Origin of the sequence: Paenibacillus konkukensis (assembly GCF_023523925.1) — a bacterium.
Classification (GTDB): domain Bacteria; phylum Bacillota; class Bacilli; order Paenibacillales; family NBRC-103111; genus Paenibacillus_S; species Paenibacillus_S doosanensis.
The window spans coordinates 3,668,150-3,687,847 of record NZ_CP027059.1 but is presented as its reverse complement, the minus strand read 5'-3'; the positions used below and the strand labels follow the sequence as shown (position 1 = coordinate 3,687,847).

12 protein-coding genes and 1 pseudogene are annotated in these 19,698 nt (G+C 49.3%); 12 read left to right on the top strand and 1 reads right to left on the bottom strand.

Features of this window, described 5'->3' with window-relative positions:
* The first annotated feature begins 24 nt into the window (after positions 1-24).
* Positions 25-894, top strand: a complete 870-nt coding sequence (locus tag SK3146_RS15775; RefSeq protein ID WP_249865911.1) for a transposase — start codon at positions 25-27, stop codon at positions 892-894.
* A gap of 593 nt (positions 895-1,487) precedes the next feature.
* Here SK3146_RS15775 and SK3146_RS15770 read toward each other — a convergent pair.
* Positions 1,488-1,715: a hypothetical protein gene (locus SK3146_RS15770; RefSeq protein ID WP_249865910.1), complete on the bottom strand. Its 228-nt coding sequence runs from the start codon at positions 1,713-1,715 to the stop codon at positions 1,488-1,490.
* 447 nt (positions 1,716-2,162) lie between these two features.
* Between SK3146_RS15770 and SK3146_RS15765 the strand changes: the two genes are divergently transcribed.
* From SK3146_RS15765 to SK3146_RS15715, 11 genes and pseudogenes are all read left to right on the top strand, one after another.
* On the top strand, positions 2,163-3,638 hold the full coding sequence (locus SK3146_RS15765; protein ID WP_249865909.1) for an IS5 family transposase: 1,476 nt from the start codon (positions 2,163-2,165) through the stop codon (positions 3,636-3,638).
* Positions 3,639-3,680: 42 nt separating this feature from the next.
* Positions 3,681-4,962, top strand: a pseudogene (locus SK3146_RS15760) (IS110 family transposase).
* 493 nt (positions 4,963-5,455) lie between these two features.
* A complete protein-coding gene (locus SK3146_RS15755) occupies positions 5,456-6,757 on the top strand; it encodes an IS1380 family transposase (RefSeq protein ID WP_024982794.1) in 1,302 nt (433 codons plus the stop codon).
* 429 nt (positions 6,758-7,186) lie between these two features.
* Positions 7,187-9,616: a sulfatase-like hydrolase/transferase gene (locus tag SK3146_RS15750; protein WP_249865908.1), complete on the top strand. Its 2,430-nt coding sequence runs from the start codon at positions 7,187-7,189 to the stop codon at positions 9,614-9,616.
* 303 nt (positions 9,617-9,919) lie between these two features.
* Positions 9,920-12,955: a CotH kinase family protein gene (locus tag SK3146_RS15745; RefSeq protein ID WP_249865907.1), complete on the top strand. Its 3,036-nt coding sequence runs from the start codon at positions 9,920-9,922 to the stop codon at positions 12,953-12,955.
* Positions 12,956-13,119: 164 nt separating this feature from the next.
* Positions 13,120-14,418 carry an outer membrane lipoprotein-sorting protein gene (locus tag SK3146_RS15740; protein ID WP_249865906.1) on the top strand — a complete coding sequence of 433 codons (1,299 nt, stop codon included), beginning with the start codon at positions 13,120-13,122 and terminating at the stop codon, positions 14,416-14,418.
* Between the two features lie 312 nt (positions 14,419-14,730).
* Positions 14,731-15,918, top strand: a complete 1,188-nt coding sequence (gene alr, locus SK3146_RS15735; protein ID WP_249865905.1) for an alanine racemase — start codon at positions 14,731-14,733, stop codon at positions 15,916-15,918.
* Between the two features lie 326 nt (positions 15,919-16,244).
* Positions 16,245-16,526, top strand: coding sequence for a CopG family ribbon-helix-helix protein (locus SK3146_RS15730; RefSeq protein ID WP_028553084.1), 282 nt, complete (start codon positions 16,245-16,247; stop codon positions 16,524-16,526).
* A 3-nt stretch (positions 16,527-16,529) separates the two neighbouring features.
* On the top strand, positions 16,530-16,880 hold the full coding sequence (locus SK3146_RS15725; RefSeq protein ID WP_028553083.1) for a type II toxin-antitoxin system PemK/MazF family toxin: 351 nt from the start codon (positions 16,530-16,532) through the stop codon (positions 16,878-16,880).
* Positions 16,881-17,178: 298 nt separating this feature from the next.
* Positions 17,179-17,331 carry a hypothetical protein gene (locus tag SK3146_RS15720; protein ID WP_249865904.1) on the top strand — a complete coding sequence of 51 codons (153 nt, stop codon included), beginning with the start codon at positions 17,179-17,181 and terminating at the stop codon, positions 17,329-17,331.
* 31 nt (positions 17,332-17,362) lie between these two features.
* On the top strand, positions 17,363-19,591 hold the full coding sequence (locus tag SK3146_RS15715; RefSeq protein ID WP_434006876.1) for a Tex family protein: 2,229 nt from the start codon (positions 17,363-17,365) through the stop codon (positions 19,589-19,591).
* The last annotated feature ends 107 nt before the right edge of the window (positions 19,592-19,698 follow it).

The window sequence follows — 19,698 nt, the reverse complement described above, 5'->3', positions numbered from 1 at the left end:
AACTTAGCCAAAGGAAACCAGCGCGTGCCGTTTGCTGTATTTAAAGAACTGTTTCAGCTCCTTGTCCGCAAATGTAATCGGGAAACGAGACGAAAGTTAGCTTTTCCTAAAGAACTGCTACTGATTGACTCGGCGACCATGACGGTTGGGAAAAGCCGTTTGCCATGGGCTCCCTACCACGGAGAACGGGCCGCGGTTAAACTGCACGTTGCTTTGCGGGCACAAAACGGACAGCCACTTGGCGTCACCGAAACGATTGGCGCAAGACACGATGGGCCCGTATGTGAAACGTTGGAGAACTCAGGACTTTATTATGGTCATGGACCGTGCTTACGGCAAACTGGAGCGATTGGATCGCTACAAACAAGACGGGCAATCCTTTGTCATTCGGCTTCGCGACAATGTTCATTTCGAAAAACCTTATGCATTGCGGCGGCAGTTGCTGCAGATTCTCAGATTGTTCGGGATTTCACTTGCCAACTGGGAACACCACAGTGCCGTTCAAAGCAGCGTCATCGTGTCGTCATTTTTCGTGATTTTGAAGGAAGAGAGATTCGCATTGTCACCGATTTACTGGGTGTCACCGCTGAACAAATCGCCCTGATCTATAAAGCTCGCTGGCAAATAGAAGTATTCTTTCGTTGGATCAAACAACACGTAAACGTTCCAACCCTATTTGGTACGACCGAAAATGCCATCTATGGTCAGTTGTTCTCCGCACTAATCGTCTTTGTGCTGCTCAAATGGCTTTTTGATGGAGCAAAACTAGCGTTTCCTCGTCATGCTATTCTCTCTTTTGTCCGCTTTGCTCGGTTGCTGCTTTTAGGCGAATTGCCGGTCGAATGGTCGATTCGCATAGATCGTATGGTGAATCTCCGCTGCGGATCCCTTTAAGTTACATATTCTGGTTAAATCAACAGGCCTGATCTGCTCTTTAACTTATGCCAAATGTTCTTGGTATTGAAGAAGTAAGCTAAGTAGCACTTACAGACTGATAGTGTGACTCTTAAATGAGGTTTGCGATATAGGACATACCTGCGCCGCTGCTATGAGTTTGGTTGCTTTGTTCCGGTCCCAAGTTGCCGATCTTGAATGAGTCGCTAGTGTTTCGATTGTCTTCGCCAGCTTTTCTAACTCAGTTTCCTTTACTTTTTGAGGAGTCGGATATTCTTGAAGAAGCCGCAGAGACACACCCGCATACAGATCACCAAAGATACTAACGTACTCAGGAAAAACTTGATCCAAAATAGCTTGGATGCAACTTTGTTTGAACGTACATTGAAGTGAGTGACTCATGTTGACGAGTTAGATTCCTTAAATCAAGGAGTGCCCTGCCTCTTTTAATATGGATTTCAAGCTCTTCTCGATAGTTATAAGTCACCTAAATGAAAGGCATCCGCTGAGTCTGTTTTGACCTTCTAAGGTGGGATTTTTTTGTCCGCTGTGAAGTTAATGGATTTCAGTAGGTAAAGCCTATCATTGTGTTCTCAGCTAATTCCACTAGCGGAAAGATGGTAATGAACAGTAGCCTCTTGAATAATTGCAGGACGAAGACCACTTTCCACTTCTAACGATTTCAGTACATCCAAAAGAGTAAGCAACCCCTCCGTTGTATGAGTAAATCGAAATGTTTTGTTGAACGGCTTGTTTTTATCAAAGAAGGCTTGGTCATGGTTTTCACCTTTTGACACGTCCAGGCCAATTATAGGGTTCATCGTCATCCTCTCCTTTTAATTCATACCGGTAGCCCCAATCCTTCTTGTCGCTCATAGCTTCGCTTGTCATTCGAGATCCATGTCTTAACCAGATCAAACATGCTTCAACAAGTAGGGGACGAACAGTTTGTGTAACGGGATCATTGTCTCTAATTCTTGAACGTTCTGTCCGGCTACCTATCCTATTCTTCAGTTTGATCAGTGTGATAGCCTCTATTCTTAGAATTGAGGAGCCATTCCTGTAATGAAATAATTTGAGGTTTGAAATGAAAAAGCGCCTCCTGTATGCTGGGTCTGGAATGCGATCACATTCATGCCCTAATTAGGGCTTGCTGAACGACCAAAAAATCCAGTAACGACAAGGGTTTGATGCGCATTTCGTCGAATTCATATGCAAGGAAATCGTTTCAAAACGATGAAAAACCGTGCACATGGAGGATGACGATCATGTACCAACCGTACGCCCATGAGGAAAACCAGTTGTTGCTGCCGAGCGAGTTTTTCTTGCCATTCGGTGGCCGTCTAAATCCGGATAATCGCTGGATCAAGCTCGCACAGATGATCCCGTGGGCGCAGGTGGAGCACAAGTATGCAATGTCATTCAAGAAATCGTTCCGCGGCCAAAAGGCGATTTCGGTTCGGATGGCGCTGGGTGCCTTGATCATCCAGGAAAGACTGCAACAGTCCGATCGAGAGACGGTCGAGACGATCATCGAGAACCCGTATCTCCAATACTTCCTCGGCTTGGCGGGCTATCAGGATCGGCCGCCGTTTCATCATTCGCTGATGACTCATTTCCGTAAGCGCCTCGGCGAAAAAGTGATCGCGGAAGTGAACGAATGGATCGCTGTAGAAGCTGTGAAGGCAGAACAGCAAGATGATGACGACGACATGAAGCCCTCGGCTTCCGGCGGTCGAGGCGGAAAGTGCAAACGCTCGAAGGCGGACCCTAACCAAGGAACGCTGCTGCTTGATGCGACCTGTGCGCCCGCCGACATCGCGTACCCGACGGATATCACGCTACTGAACGAGGCCCGCGACAAGCTGGAGACAATCATCGACGTGTTACATGCCCCGCATGTGGGACAACGTCCGAAACCGCGCACGTATCGGGAAAAAGCGCGCCGCTCGTATCTCGCACTCGCCAAGCAGCGCCGAATCGGCTATCGGGCGCTGCGCCGTGGGATCGGTAAGCAACTCGCCTTCATCAAACGCGACCTTCGCATCATTGAAGAATTAGCGAAGATCACGTCGCTCACAGCGCTGAGCAGACGGCAATACAAGCAGCTGCTTGTCATTCAGGAGTTGTATCGACAGCAACGACTGATGTATACGAAGCGAGTCCATCATGTGGAAGATCGCATCGTCAGCATTCATCAACCGCATATTCGTCCGATCGTTCGCGGGAAAGCAAAAGCGAAAGTCGAATTCGGGGCGAAGGTGTCCGTCAGCATGGTGCAGGGGTTCGCCTTCTTGGAACGCCGCCAATGGGACAACTTCAATGAAGGCGTCACCTTGATCGAATCGGTAGAGACGTACAAAGCTCGGTTCGGCGTGTACCCGAAAGAAGTGATGGCCGATCAGATCTACCGAAACCGGGAGAACCGCGCGTACTGTAAGGAGCGCGGCGTACGGCTCAGCGGACCTCCGCTCGGCCGACCTTCGAAGCAGGCGGACACGGCGGAGATGAAACGAATCGCCAAGCTGGATGCAGGCGAGCGCAATGCGATCGAAGGCAAGTTTGGCGAAGGAAAACGAAAATATGGGTTGAATCGAATCCGGGCGCGACTCGAGCAAACGAGCGGGGCCGTCATCGCCCTGCAGTTCCTCGTGATGAACCTAGAGCGCCGCTTGCGGCTTCTTTTCGTCTTCATGTTCAACATTATGCTGAATCGTATCGGCTACATTAAATTTGCTCTGTAAAGTTTCGTTCAGCAAGCCCTAATTAAAAGGAGGACGCTCACTATGAAGTATAAGCAAAAACAGAAAACAAATCAACGTATTGAACAAATTACCGAATCTACCCTTGTTGTCGGTGCCGACATAGCCAAGGAAACGCACGTTGCACGAGGAGTCGACTTTCGAGGCCTCGAACTCGGCAAAGATTGTGTGTTTAACAATGATCAAGCAGGGCTGTTAAAACTAGTTTCGTGGATGAAGGAGCTTAAACGGCAACATGCTAAGACGGACGTCATCTTCGCCATCGAACCGACCGGACACTACTGGTTTACACTGGCGGAGTTCCTGGAGAACGAGGGGATTAAACTCGTCATCGTCAATCCTCATCACGTTAACAGTAAAGAGCTTGAGGACAATTAACCGACGAAAAACGACTACAAGGATGCTAAAGTCATCGCGGATCTTGTTCGAAACGGCAAGTACACGCATCCCCATCTTCCGAAGGGAGTCTATGCAGATTTGCGTATCCTCATGAATCTCCGAGAGAAGGTCATGTTGGGCTTCGGGCAGGTTACAAAATTGGCTGGATCGTTTCTTTCCCGAATTTGAGCAGGTATTCAAAGATTGGGAAGGAAAGGCTTCTCTCATCGCGCTTGCCGAATTTCCAACGCCCCAAGAGGTCGTAGCACTGGGCGCATTTGAAATTCTGAAACGGTGGAAACAGGACGTAAAGCGGGCCGTTGACATGAAACGAGCAGAGAAGCTGGTTCAAGCCGCTCAAACCTCTGTTGGTCTAAAAGGGGGGCTAACGGCAGCTAAGATCGAGTTGAAGGCATTGCTTGAGCAATATGAGCTGTTAAGCCGTCAAATCGAAGCGATTATGACAGAAGTGGAACAATTGCTGGGGCAAGTCCCAGGAACAGAAGAAATGGTAACCGTCCCTGGAATTGGCATCGTCACACTGGCTGGATTTCTAGCCGAAGTTGGTGATTTACAAGGGTATGAACATGGACAGCAGATCATACGGCTTGCAGGGTTTAATCTGAAGGAGAACAACTCTGGCAAGAAGAAAGGCAAGTCCACAATTACCAAACGTGGACGGTCAAGGCTTCGAGTGCTGTTATTCCGGGCTGCACTTCCGATGGTAGCTAAAAACGCTGAGTTTAAAGCGCTACATCACTATTACACGAAACGTAATCACAATCCACTTAAAAAGAAACAATCTATCGTAGCCCTGTGTGGAAAGCTCATTCGCGTACTTCATACTTTGGGGACAAAACGTATTCGTTACAATGCAACTGCTGTTTTAGGGCCGGTACGCCAGTCCCAGCTTCAGATGGCTGCTTAAAATAACTTCAAGCCATTTGCTTCATTTAACGCTAAGGCTTTAACAACGACAACTGAAGCACGGAGCAGCCGCAGATCATCATCCATAAGGGCAACGACCCCGTAAAGGAGCAAGAAGCGGCTCCACCCCTTGAGAGGTAGAACGAAGGAATGTGAGGGCTTAGACCCAGTGTGACATGGGAGGGTAAACCGTCGAGGGAATGGTGTGGATATCCACGGTGCGATCATATGAAAGCATCCACAGATTGGAAAAAGAGTTCCAAGCTCTATTCCCGCCGCCGGCCCCTTCAGAAAAAAATGTCATACAATCATGGCATTTCCATCTCTTATGATAGTCGATGTTAAAATCCTAAGAAAACGGGAGCAAATGAAAGAAAATATTAATCCTGAATTTCGAAAGTACTGCGCATTAAAAACATAAAAAGGGCTCCAAATCTTTGGTAGAATGGTGTTTGTCCAGGACAACATCACCCAAAGAGAGGAGCACCTTTTAGGTGAAGTCTACCACACCGGTCAGCAAAATCAAGAGCGAATTTTCGCTGCAGAACGCCACGAGTTTCGGCGGCGTCAAAATCTTTTTGGCCTATCTCGAAAAAATCAAGCTCGCCGAGGCCATGCAGCGCCTTTCCGGCGGCAAAGCGCACAACGCCATTTTTCCTGTTCATCGCATCCTGCTCTATCTAATGGTTGGCTGGATGCTGGGCTGCGGGCGTATTTTTCATTTCCGCAAGTTACAGCACGATGTGTTGCTTTGTCGTTTTCTGGGAGGCCGTCTGCCGCATCACAGTTTGCTGTACAAGGAGCTCGCGCGTCTGGGCAGATCCTGCCCGCAGCTCCCGACGGAACTGCGCAAGCTGAATATGGAAATCATTCATCTCTGCTTGCCGTCCAAGCCAATCCTTGATCTGGACTCCTCGGTGGAGACGGTATACGGGGAGCAGGCCGGCGCGGCCAAAGGCACCAATCCGCATAAGCCCGGACGAAACAGCTACCATCCGTTGCTGGCTTTTGAAGGGCAAACCCACTTGAATCTGAATGCGAGGCTTCGCCCCGGCAACACGCATTCTTCAACCGACGCAATCGACTTTTTGCAGCAAACCTTCGCACTGCTCGGCGAGCGCCAAGTGGCGTACGCCCGGTTCGACAAAGGCTTTGGCGGCGAGGATTTCTACCAACTGTGGGAAGGCCGCAAGATCGGTTACGTCGGCAAAATGAAATGGACCAAACGCCTCGCAAGCGACGTGGCGGCTTGTCGCTACTGGACGCGCTATGTCGACGAGGACTGGATCATCGAGGGCATCACTTTGATTTACAAAGCTACGTCCTGGAAAAAGCCCCGTCGCGTAGCGGTCATTCGTAAGACGCAAGTCTGCGAAGACGGTCAAGGCCGCATCGTATTCGACGAGGACTGGCAGTATGAAGCGATTGTAACCAACCTGGAGTGGGAACCAATTGACCTATGGCGCTTTTACAACCAGCGTTGCTGCATGGAAAATTACATCAAAGAGGCGAAAGACGGTTTTTCCATGGACCGGATCGCGACCAGTGATTTTGAAGCGAATGAAGTCGATCTGCTGATCAAGTTGCTGGCCTACAATTTGTTCGAACGCTTTAAGCGCGATTGTTGCGAACCGATGCATCAGGGTTATACGATTGCAAGATTCCGACTGGAGTTCTTTCATTGCGCGGCGACGCTTGTTCGGCATAGTCGCGCGGTCGTGCTCAAGCTGATCAAGGATTTCGACGGTCGTCATGCATGGAAACGAATCGAAGCCAAAGTGGTTCAATTGGAGTGACGGCTTCCAACATTTCACATGGAAAACAACAATGCCCCTTTTCTGGGGAGGGGGGAGTTATCCCCATGTGGATATTGGTTTCAAAATTTCGCTGGTCCCACTCCCACTTATTCACAGTTGTTGATCCGCTCCTGGATGATCGCCACCGCATTCTTATGCGCTTTCGAAATTCAGGTTAATTTATAGTGGGAGATATTCCTTCTTTAAATTGTAAAGCTTAAGTGGGGAAAGGCTTAAAATAGTGGATTTAATTCTTTGTAAAAGAAAAGTAACATTTAAGTGATACATTTCTTTAGAATTCAGAAAATTTCCAAAAAGTAATTCACCCCCTCACAATCTTCATTTTATGGATGAAAGTATGAGTGTTGCTCATACCATTCTTTCTGTTAAGATATTGTTAAAAGACTAGAATAATTAAGGAGAGTAGATGTGAAAAAGGTAATTAGTTTCTTTCTTACGCTATGTACAGTCTCATTATTGTTTCTTCATTCCCTCCCAGTTTTAGCGGCAGAACCAACGTATGGAGTAGAGATATCTGGGGGGAATATCGGTAATTTATTTGACAACAGCACAAAAGAGGTGAAAGTTCATCTCAAAAATACCGGTAATACTACATGGTCAGATGATAAGCAAATTCATTTATCTTATCACTTGCTAGATGATCAAGGGAACATGGTTCTTCACGACGGTCTACGAAGTAATCTTCCGCAGGATGTTGAGCCTGGAGAGAGTGTAGATGTAACAGCTAAGGTACAAGCCCCAGAACAACCAGGCTCATACCAAATTCAATGGGATATGGTTCAAGAAAATGTGACTTGGTTTTCGGAAAAAAATCCAAACAACAGTGTCACATACAAATTAAATGTAGTCAGCTATTCTTTATTTATGACAGTCATTATACTGATTGTGGTTTTTGCAGCTGTATTAGCCTATATTTTGGATCGAAAGAAGATTATAAAAGTTCCTACCTATATTAGAAAGATTCCAAAAATGCTGTGGGCAAAGTTTGATTTGATTTGGTTTACTATCGCTGTCTATATCAAAATGCTTTATTTCTCAGACCTGACTCACATCGTTTTAACACCCGATGCCAAAAAGGTTTCGTTTTTATTTGCTTTATTAATAGGCCTTCTATTCAATTTAATGAAGCATCGAAAACGTCGTGTGGCGATTGTTTCTGTTATTAATTTAATCATATCGCTAACCATTTTAGGTGATTTAGTTTATTTGGAATACTTTGATAACGTGCTTTCGATTCCTGTCCTTTTGTATATGGGCCAGGCTGCATCCGTCAAAGGAAGTATTATGCAGCTGCTGCACTACAATCAGTTATATGTTTTGGCAGACCTAATCATAGGAGTAGTTTTACTGCTCTTGCCACAAAAAATTTATTTCCCTGAATTGAGAATGGTTGGAAAATCAATAAATAAAAAGGCTTTGACGGGAGCGTTGTTTGTCGCCTGTACGGCATTATTGTTTTTAAACATTAAAACCATTAGTAAAGAAAATCCGGGCATATTCGTTCAAAGATTCAGCAATAGCAAGATTGTCGAAAGTGTAGGCGTGATGAATTATCACCTATTCGATGCCTATAAGTTTGTTAGCGCTAGCTTTAATAAACCAAAAGTAACTACGGACCAATTGGCCGCGATGAGCGAGTGGTTTAAAGGCCATTATACCAATGATAAAAATGCCGATTACGGAGTCGCTAAAGGAAAGAATGTCATCGTTCTGCAGGTTGAAGCGCTCCAGCAGTTTGTAATTGGTCTTAAAGTCAATGGGCAGGAGGTAACTCCTAACCTTAATAAGCTCATTAAAGACAGCATGTATTACGAAAATTATTTTGATCAAACGAATCAGGGCAGAACGTCAGATGGAGAATTTACATCCTTGACATCTTTGTATCCTTTGAATGAAGGATCTGTATATTTCTCTTATCCTCAGCAAAACTATGATTCATTGCCTTATGCTTTGAAGGATAACGGCTATACAACATTTTCTGCTCATGCATACGATGGTCAGTTCTGGAATCGTAAAACGATGCACCAGCATCTAGGCATTGATACAAGTATGTTTGGCTCTGATTTCGCTCCTGGAGAGAACATAGGATGGGGGTTGTCAGATAAGGACTTTTTGAGCCAATCTGTTCAAAAAATTGCAACGCTCCAGCAGCCGTTTTTCTCGTTCTTAATTACGCTTTCCAATCATCACCCTTATGATGCGTTACCAGCCCAGTATAAGGTGTTTGATGAGAAAGAAGGGAGCATGCTGGACAGGTATTTGAATACCGCCCATTATACGGATATGGCTATCGGAGCATTTATAGATGAGCTGAAAAGTAAAGGGCTGTACGATAATACGGTACTGGCTATCTATGGTGATCACGATAGCGCCATTGACATCAAGGACATTTCAACGGTTGTACAAACCGGAACGGAACCGATCGATGCATCCAAATTGGATAAGGTACCGCTGATTATTCATATTCCGGGCTACACTAAAAATGCAACTAGCAGTACCGTTGCCGGACATTTGGACTTGACGCCGAGTATATTGCACTTGCTTGGTATTTCTGAAGAGAACCATCTTTTTATGGGGAATGATTTGTTCGAGAATGATCCGTCCAGATTAGTTGTGTTCCGGAACGGTTCTTACGCTGACCAGTCTCATTATTTCCTTACGCTAAGCGGTTCTATTCAGGACGGGCAATGCTATGATCTAAGTACAGATCAGCTGCAACCGAATAGCGCGTGCTCGGCAAATGCCGAAGAAGCCCGCAAGCGTCTGGACATGTCGGATTTAATGATTCAAGCTAACTTGATGCCGCGGCTAAAATCGGAAGAAACAGCTATTAAATAGTTCCTTTTACCCCCCCCCCCTTAATCTTAGGATTTTGGGGGTTTTTGCTCATGTTCACCACCAGTTTCAAACAGATGAGACCTATATTCATACCTTAGATATAGGTCTAAAACCACACAAAAACCACAAATTATGCTATAATTTGTCGTATGCTGTAATATACATAACACAATCATTGGAGGAGAAATGAAACTTCTTAGACTAGTCAACATGGTTTTATGCGTTGCATTGATGATGCCGTTTGGTTTGAACATGAATACGGTACCTGCTCATGCTGACGAAAAGGAGCACTGGTCAGCTGCAGTGTTTCAGAAATGGACCGACGGAGGGCTGCTCGAGCCGTATGAAGAAAGGTTCAATAATCCTGATGAGGACATTACCCGAGGGCAGTTTATTGCATTAGTGAACAGGGTGTTCCATTATACGGAGACCAAAGAACAGATGTTTGTCGACGTTCCCGAAGACGCATGGTATAAAGAAGAGGTGGCTAAGGCCGCCGCGGCGGGCTACATCGAGGGCGTGGAGAATGCTAAGGGAGAGTTGGAAGCACGAGCTGAAGCGTATATAAGCCGGCAGGATGCGGCGACGATTCTTTGCAGGGTTTTTACTACCCAGGAAAGCTCCGGCCCCATAGACGTCCCCAAAAGCAACTTTATCGATGTGTCGGACATTTCCGACTATGCTAAGTCTTACGTGCAGTCGCTAATCGCCAAAGGGGTGATTACAGGATATCCCGATCAAACGATTAAGCCTAAAAACAATGTGACTTTAGCGGAGACATTAACGATGCTCGACCACCTCTCGGGGGCTGTTTTGAATCATGAGCAGGCATACAACGGCCCTTACGACGGGAATGTGATCGTGAATACCGGAGGAGTCACGCTGCAGAATGTAACGATATCCGGCAATTTGTACTTAACGGAAGGAATAGGGCAAGGCAATGTTACGCTGGATCATGTCCATGTTCAGGGGGCTACCTTTATCAAAGGCGGCGGGGAGCATACGGTTACGATCAAAGATTCGACGTTCGCGGGGAACGTTGTCGTTGCCAAATCGGACGGGAAGATTAGAATTAGCACCGATGGCCAGACGGCGATGAGGTACGTTGAGCTTCGTTCTGGAGCGATATTGGAGCAGGCGGAGGGTTCTTCAGGCAGTTGGGGGAATGTGAACGTGACGCCTTCCAACGCGGATCAACCTGTCATTCTGCAGGGTCAATTTTCTAATGTTCGTATATCCTCTCAAGCTAGCATAAATGTAAAGCAGGGAATGATCGCAAGCTTGGAAATTGCCAATGATGCGGCGCCTTTGAAGTCGAAGCTTCAAATCGAGGCCGGAGCGACCATTAACAGCTTGATCGCTAATGCTGCGGTTGAGATCGTCGGCGATGGCGACATTCAAGAGGCGACGATTAATTATAATGACGTATCTTTGGCCAAATGGCCTGATCAAGTGAAAGTAGCCGCAGGAATAACTGCGACTATAGCCAACAGTCCCGTTACGGCAAATACTCAGAGCCCGACAACGCCTGTATTTGGCGGTGGAGGTGGCGGCGGCAAAAGAACAAATGCAGCCGATGCGGATGCGGAGAGCGTCGCTCTGGCCAAGCAGCTTTTGACGTTGGGGGATACTTCCGCTCTGATTGCGGATAAAATCGACTTACCGAATTTAGGAGCCAACAGCACTCCGATTACTTGGCAGTCGGACAACGAGAATGTTCTGCAGATCGGCAGCACGGTAACGGGTACCGTCTATGGAAAAATTATGAGACCGGATACCGGACAACCGGATGCAGCGGTCACATTAACGGCTACTTTGCGTAAAGGAAGCACTCAGGATACAAAAGCATTTCCAGTGGTGATCAAGGCAAGGCAGGACAAAAGCTTAAATGCTTTAACGGCTGACGGCTTCAAAGGGGAAATTCATGATAACGCCAACGAAGTAACCGTTTATGTCCCCAGCTCTACCGATATGGATAAGGTGAAGCTGGAAGTTGCGTTTACCGGAAGCGGCATGAAACTGGGAGATTCAGTGATTACTAGCGGTCAAGCGGTTCATCTGGAAGCTAGTCAAAATTTGACCGTTGAAACGGATGCGTACGATTCGCGGACTTATCGCCTGAACGTTCATAAGGTGGAGACAGGCTTAGCGACGGTGGTCATCAGCACATACAATCGCGAGCCTATCCAAAAAGAAGTGAAAAGCAAAGGAACGATGCAGTTAATCGACGGCAGTGTCTATTCGTATGGAACAGGGCTGTATAATGGAGATATTCAAATTAAGGGCAGAGGAAACAGCTCCTGGGGGATGCCGAAGAAATCTTACGCCATTTCGATGGACAAGTCTACCCCGCTGCTGGATATGCCGGCAGACGATGATTTCGTTCTCATCGCTAATTACGCGGATAAGTCGCTGATGCGCAATTACACGGCGTATGAGCTGGCGCGGGATTTGAATATGGCTTACAGTCCTCGGATGCGGTATGTGGAGCTATTCCTGGATGGCGAATATCTTGGCAATTACTTGTTGGGGGAAAAAATTAAAATTGCTCCGGACCGCGTTCCGATTAATAAGATGAGCTCGAAGGATAAGTCCGGGGACGCGATTACTGGTGGATATTTAATAGAAAAAGACTGGTTGGACCGTTTAGATCCGGACGATATATATTTCAACACGGATAAAATAGCGGGCTTCGACGTGTTCAACATTAAAGATCCGAAATCCAGCAAGCTGAACCAGGAACAGCTCAAGTATATTACGAATTATTTTCAAGAAGCGGAAAATGCCTTGTACAGCGATCATTTTACCGATCCGGAGACGGGATACAGTAACTATTTCGATGTAGACTCGATCATAGACTGGTATATGGTCAACGAGCTTTATAAAAATGTGGATGCCGCATTTGGAACCAGCGTATACCTTTATAAGGATAAAAACGGAAAGATCAGCATGGGGCCGGTATGGGACTTTGATATTGGAGCGGGAAATATTGATTATAACGGCAACGATGACCCGACAGGCTTCTATATTAAAAACGCCGTGTGGATTTCGAGGTTTTTCGAAGATCCGGCTTTTGTACAGAAAGTAAGAGCGCGTTGGGAGCAAATGAAGCAGAAACAAATACCGGATTTGTTCAATCGGATTGACCAAACAAGCACTCAGCTGCAAGCTTCGGAGCAGACGAATTTCTCCAGATGGCCGATTCTCGGCACTTATGTATGGCCGAATGCGAGCGGATGGGAAGAACGTACAACTTACGACTCCGAGGTTCAATATTTGAAGGACTGGCTGCAGAAACGATATGTGTGGCTTGACCAAGCGTTTAGCGAACTGCCCTAATTTCCATTTATATTCAGTTTTGAATCAGCACCTACCACCAACTCCTATAACCATCCGGTTATAGGAGTTTTTATTTCCTGCTCCAACCTTGTCTGCATAATTGTCCAAGTCCCCACATAGACATGTTATCAGTTGATTTTACTCTAGCGGTGGAGGGGATTTGAATGCGGCGATTCACTTGGGTGATTGCCTTGGTGTTGAGTTTCAGTCTGGTATTGGCGGGCTGCGGCAAAAAGGATTCAGGCTCGGTGGTAAAGGATTTGGATTCGATGGTGAACAAGCTGCAGAGCTATCAGGGCAGCGGACGAATGGTGCTGCATACCGGGCAGGAACCGCAGGAGTATCAAGTGGAGGTATGGTATCAGAACCCCCACTACTATCGGATTTCGCTGACGAATGCGAAGAAGGACATCACTCAGATCGTATTGCGCAATGATGACGGGGTATTCGTGCTGACACCGCATCTGAACAAAAGTTTCCGTTTCCAAAGCGATTGGCCGGAAAATCAAGGCCAGGTGTATTTGTACCAATCGCTTGTCCAAAGTATTCTGATGGATAATGATCGTCATTTCACTTCGGATGACAAAGCTTACATCTTCGATGTATTGGCCAATTACCAGAACGGCTCGCTTGCGCGGCAGAAGATTTGGCTGGATAAAAAGAGCTATGCGCCGCAGCATGTGGAGGTATCCGATTCGAATGCGAATGTGATGGTGATCGTGGACTTTAATCAATTTGAATTTGGCAAAAAATTCGATAAGGATTCCTTCGACATGCAGCGGAATATGACAAGCTGGAATGTTACGAATATGCCGACGGCGGCGGCAACGGCCCCTGTAGGCAGCGCGGACAACGGAGCGGCCGCTGATGCGGGCAAAGGCGCGAGCGGCTCGAAGGAGGCCGCAGCAGGCTCTTCTAAGACTCCGGCGACAGTAACGACGGGAAGCGCAGCAGGCAGCGCCAACGGCGCCCAGACGGGCTCTGGAACGGCTAACGGTAGCGGGACGACAGGCACCAAGGCCGGAACGGCTTCCGGAACCGCTGGAGCAAGCGGGACAACAGGAGCTGGAGCCACCGGAACGGCGGCCGGAGCTGCCGGGGACGCAGGCAAGCAGAAAACGGAGCAGCAATTCGGTGTCATTGAGCCCGGGTATTTGCCGAGCGGCGTGAAGAAGCAGGATATGAGCGAGATCAAGCTGGGTGAGGAGAAAGCGGTTATGCTGCGCTATTCCGGACAGTTCAATTTCACGCTCGTGGAATCGCGGCCTGACTCGCAGACGATGTCGGCGCTTCCGGGAGATATTGTGGACTTGGGCTACACATTGGCGGTTGTAACCGGCGACGAGAAGAAAACATTGACCTGGACGTACGATGGCGTCGAGTTTAGACTATCCACGGCCGATTTGACCCAGACGGAAATGATCAAGGTGGCGCAGTCTATCCAGGATCAGAGCGGCAAGTAATTGTTGGAATAACTATTTAATAATTCCACCTAGTCGGCTTTCGGAGAGCGTGCGATCCGATTACGAGCTGCGTCTGAAGGAGTGCGTTTTCCCGTAACTTGACAGGAAAATCCGGAGATTAGCATGATTTCCGTAGGCGGTACTGCCAAAAACTGACGGCATCCTGACGCCCGGATGTTCAAGATATTGTTCATTGACACCCGGGGGAGAAACCGATTAACATAGGTTTATTAAAAGACACGAGGATTGTCGAGGGGGAAGTTCCCTGTTTCAGGGAGCTTCCCTTGATTTTGGCAGAAGAAGGTGGACTTGATGGATTCGTTTTACCGGCCTACGCGGGTGGAGATTTCTCTGGATGCATTGCGCGGCAATCTGCAGAGATTTCGGAAGGTGCTGCCCGCCCACGTGAAAATGATGGCAGTGGTCAAAGCGGATGCTTACGGGCACGGAGCGGTGGAGGTGAGCCGCGAAGCGCTGCGCTGCGGTGTGGAATACATTGCGGTTGCTTTTTTGGATGAGGGACTGGAGCTAAGGCAGGCGGGAATTACGGCTCCGATTCTGGTGCTGGGTTATACGCCGCCGGAGGGGCTGGAGATGGCCTGGGAGCACGACATTACGATCAATGTGTACAGCAATGAGGTATTGGATGCGTTTGAGCGTCTGCAGGCGCGGGAGAAGCCGCTTCATGTTCATGTGAAGATCGACTCGGGGATGAACCGTCTCGGTCTGACCACGGAGACGGAGGCGATTGCCTTTATTGAGCGGGCGCTGCACATTCCGGGCCTTCATGTCGAGGGACTGTTCACTCATTATGCCTGCGCGGATGAAGAGGATAAGTCGTATACGCTGGAGCAGTACCGGCGTTTCGACCGGATTGTACAGCATTTTGCCGCTCAAGGCGTCGCGTTCGATTATGTGCATGCAGGCAACAGTGCGGCGGCAATCGATTCTCCGGATTTGACCTACAACATGGTTCGTCTCGGCATCAGTATGTACGGCTTGTACCCGTCTGACGAGGTAAACCGTCAGGCGATCGAGCTGGAACCCGTGCTGAGCATCAAAACGGGCGTCGTTATGGTGAAGCAATTACCCGAGGGAGCCGGTATCAGCTACGGTACGGTCTACCATACGGCGGGTGAGGAAACGATAGCTACCCTGCCGATCGGGTATGCGGACGGTTTCTCGCGAATGCTGACAGGCAAAGCCTATGCGCTGGTCAAGGGGCATAAGAAGCCGATCGTCGGGCGAATCTGCATGGATCAATGCATGATGAACGTTACCGGGCTTGACGATATTCATAACGGCGAAGAAGTCGTCATTTTGGGAAAACAAGGCGAAGAGCGCATTACGGCGGAGGATCATGCGGCATGGCTCGGTACGGTTAATTATGAGATTACATGCATGATATCTCATCGCGTTCCCCGCGTATATATACGGGACGGGGCCGTCGTCTCTACGGTCAATCCTTTGATGCGGCAGGGCTGGAACGCCCGCGGGTAAGGACGGCAAGGGGGAATTTTCCAGTCATCTTTTTGCGAATAGTGCGGAGGATTTTCGGGTTGAACCGCGAATATGTACTGTACATACTTCTGTGGATTCTTAAGGACTTGAGATTCTGATAGCAAGGGGATGCGGCCTGATTGCATATATGACGGAGAAAGGCCCGAGCGTTCTTAAGCGGACGGCGGGCGGTTAGATCATTGACGATAATAAGAAGAGGTATAACATAATTGCTATACCTGCTGCATATACTCATCTTGTATAATTTTGCTGTATATTCGCCATAATGGTAATATTGCTTGTATGTTTTTGGGGGTGCATGCTTGGTGTCCAACGCGCAGAACACGAAACGAATTATGATCAGCTTGCCGGACTATTTGCTGCAGGAAGTGGACGGCATCGTGGAGAAGGAAAACTCCAATCGCAGCGAATTCATTCGCCAGGCGATGAAGCTGTACTTGGTGGAACGGAAGAAACGTCACCTGAGGGAATCCATGCAGCGCGGCTATATGGAAATGGCGAAAATTAATTTACACATGGCCTCGGAGGCATTTCAGGCGGAGGAAGAAGCGGATAACACACTGGACCGTTTAGTAAGCGGGGTGTAACTATTGATTGTCAAAAGAGGCGATGTGTTTTTTGCAGATCTTTCACCGGTCGTAGGTTCGGAGCAGGGTGGAATTCGGCCCGTACTCATTATTCAAAATGATATTGGCAATCGCTTCAGTCCTACGGTTATCGTGGCGGCGATTACCGCTCAAATTCAAAAGGCTAAGCTGCCCACGCATGTGGAAATTGATGCGGAATCCCACGGCTTTGACAGAGATTCTGTCATATTGCTGGAGCAAATTCGCACCATTGATAAACAGCGTCTGACCGACAAAATCACTCACCTGGACGAGGAGACGATGCGTAAGGTCGACGACGCATTGCAAGTAAGCGTGGGTTTGATTGAGTTTTAAAGCATTCGCGGATTGAAGCGAGGGACCGAGCTTAAGGTTCCTCGTTTTTATTTTGCTTGGAAAATGAGGCTGCCATTTCCTGCGGGTATTGCAGAGGGTTACAATTAGCGAGTGGAAGCCTCTATCGACCGAAGGGCACCCACCCTTTAGAGGAGCACATCACTTTTGGGGATTGGTTCAAGGCCCGCTCATCTTGTGATGAACTCAGCTTGAGGGGAGCAAGGTTCCGCAGCGCGGCCGTTATGGATGAGGCTCGTTCCGGCCGTTATTTTTGGCGTAGTCCGGTTTGTGCATTATAATGGAAGTATCTGTATGGGGACTTAAGAACGGCCGGCAGCTGCATGGCGGCGAATCGCCTCTAAATACGGGGGAGGCTGGCAGGATGATCGATCTTAAGCGAAGGCGCAAGCGGAGGCTGCATACGAGCATGACTCCCTTTGCGGGGGACTAGGGTTTCTTAAAGCGGAGGAGGACAACTATTCATGTCGATGTCGAAAGAAGAAGTGCTTCAACTGGAAGATAAGAAAACGGGGACCGAGTTGACCGAAGAGGCGAAGGCCGCGATCCAAGAGCGGATTTTGAAGCAGATCGCCGGAGAGCTGCAGCTCGCGGCGGGCAAGGTGCGCACTACCGTCGGGCTGCTGGACGAGGGCAATACGATCCCTTTCATCGCGCGATATCGTAAAGAGATGACCGGCGAGCTGGATGAAAATCAGCTGCGGGATATTGAGGAGCGTCTGACGTACTTGCGGAATCTGGAATCGAGGAAGCTGGAGGTGCTCCGGCTGATTGACGAGCAGGGCAAGCTGACGTCGGAGCTGAAAGCGGGGATCGAGCAATCGGTCAAGCTGCAGGAGCTGGAAGATCTGTACCGCCCGTACCGCCAGAAGCGGAAGACGCGCGCGAGCGTAGCGAAGGAGAAGGGACTCGAGCCGCTGGCCGAGTGGATACTCTCTCAGCCGAGACAAGGCGACTTACATGCCGAAGCAGGGCGCTACGTAAGCGAGGAGAAGGCCGTCAAGACCGCAGAGGAAGCGGTTCAAGGGGCTATGGATATTATCGCGGAACAAATCGCCGACGACGCCAAAATCAGGGCGTGGGTGCGTAAATATACATACGATCAAGGCATTGTGCGGACTGAAGCGAAGGATGCGGAGCAGGAGTCGGTTTACGAAATGTATTACAGCTATCAGGAGCCTGTTCGCAAGCTGCCTCCGCACCGGATTCTTGCGATTAATCGCGGCGAGCGCGAGGATGTGCTGAAGGTGGCGCTCGATGTTCAGAACGATCGTATCCACGAATATATCGGCCGCCAGATGATCAAGGGGGCTTCGGTGACGAAGAATACGCTGATAGCGGTGATCGAGGATGCGTACAAGCGGCTGCTGGCCCCGTCGATTGAGCGCGAGGTGCGCGGCGAGATGACGGAGAAGGCGGAAGAGAAGGCGATCGAAGTGTTCGCCGAAAACCTGCGCAATCTGCTGCTGCAAGCCCCTGTCAAAGGGAAGGTCGTGCTGGGCGTCGATCCGGCGTACCGGACAGGCTGTAAGCTCGCGGTCGTGGACGAAACGGGCAAAATGCTGGAGATCGCCGTAACCTATCCGACGCCGCCCAACAATAAAGTAGCGGAAGCGAAGGCCAAGTTTCGCAAGCTGATCGAAACCTACGGCGTCGAGCTGATCGTTATCGGCAACGGCACCGCCTCGCGGGAGACGGAGCAGTTCGTAGCCGATTTGATCGGCGAGATCAAACAGCGGAAGCTGCAGTATTTGATCGTCAATGAAGCGGGAGCGAGCGTCTACTCGGCTTCCAAGCTGGCGCAATCCGAATTTCCCGACCTGGACGTTGCGGAGCGCAGCGCTATCTCGATTGCGCGCAGGATTCAGGACCCGCTGGCGGAGCTCGTCAAGATTGAGCCCAAAGCGATCGGCGTAGGCCAATACCAGCATGATGTGACGCAGAAGCGGCTCGACGAGAGTCTGACCTTTGTGGTGGAATCCGCGGTCAACCATGTGGGCGTCGACGTCAACACCGCTTCGCCGTCGCTGCTCTCTTATGTATCCGGCATTAACAGCACGCTGGCGAAAAATATCGTCAAGTTCCGCGAGGATAACGGCAAATTCGTAAGCCGTACGCAGCTGCAGAAGGTGCCGCGGCTCGGCGCGAAAGCGTACGAGCAATGCGCCGGATTTCTGCGCATCAGCGACGGCAAGAACCCGCTCGACAACACGCCGATCCATCCGGAGTCCTACGACGTGGTGGACAAGCTGTTCCGCGAGCTGAAGCTGGAGCTGTCGCAGCTCGGCACGCAGCAGCTGAAGGAGATGCTGCAGCATCTGGAGCCCGCGGAGCTGGCTGTGAAGCTGGGCGTCGGCGTGCCGACGCTGCGCGATATTCTGGACAGCCTGCAGCGTCCGGGACGCGACCCGCGCGACGAGCTGCCGGCGCCGATCTTCCGCACGGACGTGCTGCAGATCGAGGATTTGGTCCCGGGCATGGAGCTGCAGGGGACGGTGCGCAACGTAATCGACTTCGGCGCATTCGTCGATATCGGGATCAAAAACGACGGGCTCGTGCATATTTCCCAGCTGAGCGATTCCTACGTGAAGCATCCGATGGACGTTGTCTCCGTTGGCGATACGGTGACGGTATGGGTGCTGAGCGTCGATCTCAAGAAGGGCCGCGTCAGCCTGACGATGAAAAAGCCGTGAGCCGGCGTCAGCCGAGCTCTCCCCTCCATGCCGCATAGGCGTTCAATTAAATAGAGTGACGAAAATAGAGCCTCTAACGCAGCTCGGGCTGCGCTAGAGGCTCTATT

Excerpts from the sequence above, each read along its gene's own strand:
- SK3146_RS15770 (WP_249865910.1), bottom strand. The coding sequence starts at position 1,715 with ATGAACCCTATAATTGGCCTGGACGTGTCAAAAGGTGAAAACCATGAC.
- SK3146_RS15765 (WP_249865909.1), top strand. The coding sequence starts at position 2,163 with ATGTACCAACCGTACGCCCATGAGGAAAACCAGTTGTTGCTGCCGAGC.
- SK3146_RS15740 (WP_249865906.1), top strand. The coding sequence starts at position 13,120 with ATGCGGCGATTCACTTGGGTGATTGCCTTGGTGTTGAGTTTCAGTCTG.
- alr (WP_249865905.1), top strand. The coding sequence starts at position 14,731 with ATGGATTCGTTTTACCGGCCTACGCGGGTGGAGATTTCTCTGGATGCA.
- SK3146_RS15720 (WP_249865904.1), top strand. The coding sequence starts at position 17,179 with ATGGAAGTATCTGTATGGGGACTTAAGAACGGCCGGCAGCTGCATGGC.
- SK3146_RS15715 (WP_434006876.1), top strand. The coding sequence starts at position 17,363 with ATGTCGATGTCGAAAGAAGAAGTGCTTCAACTGGAAGATAAGAAAACG.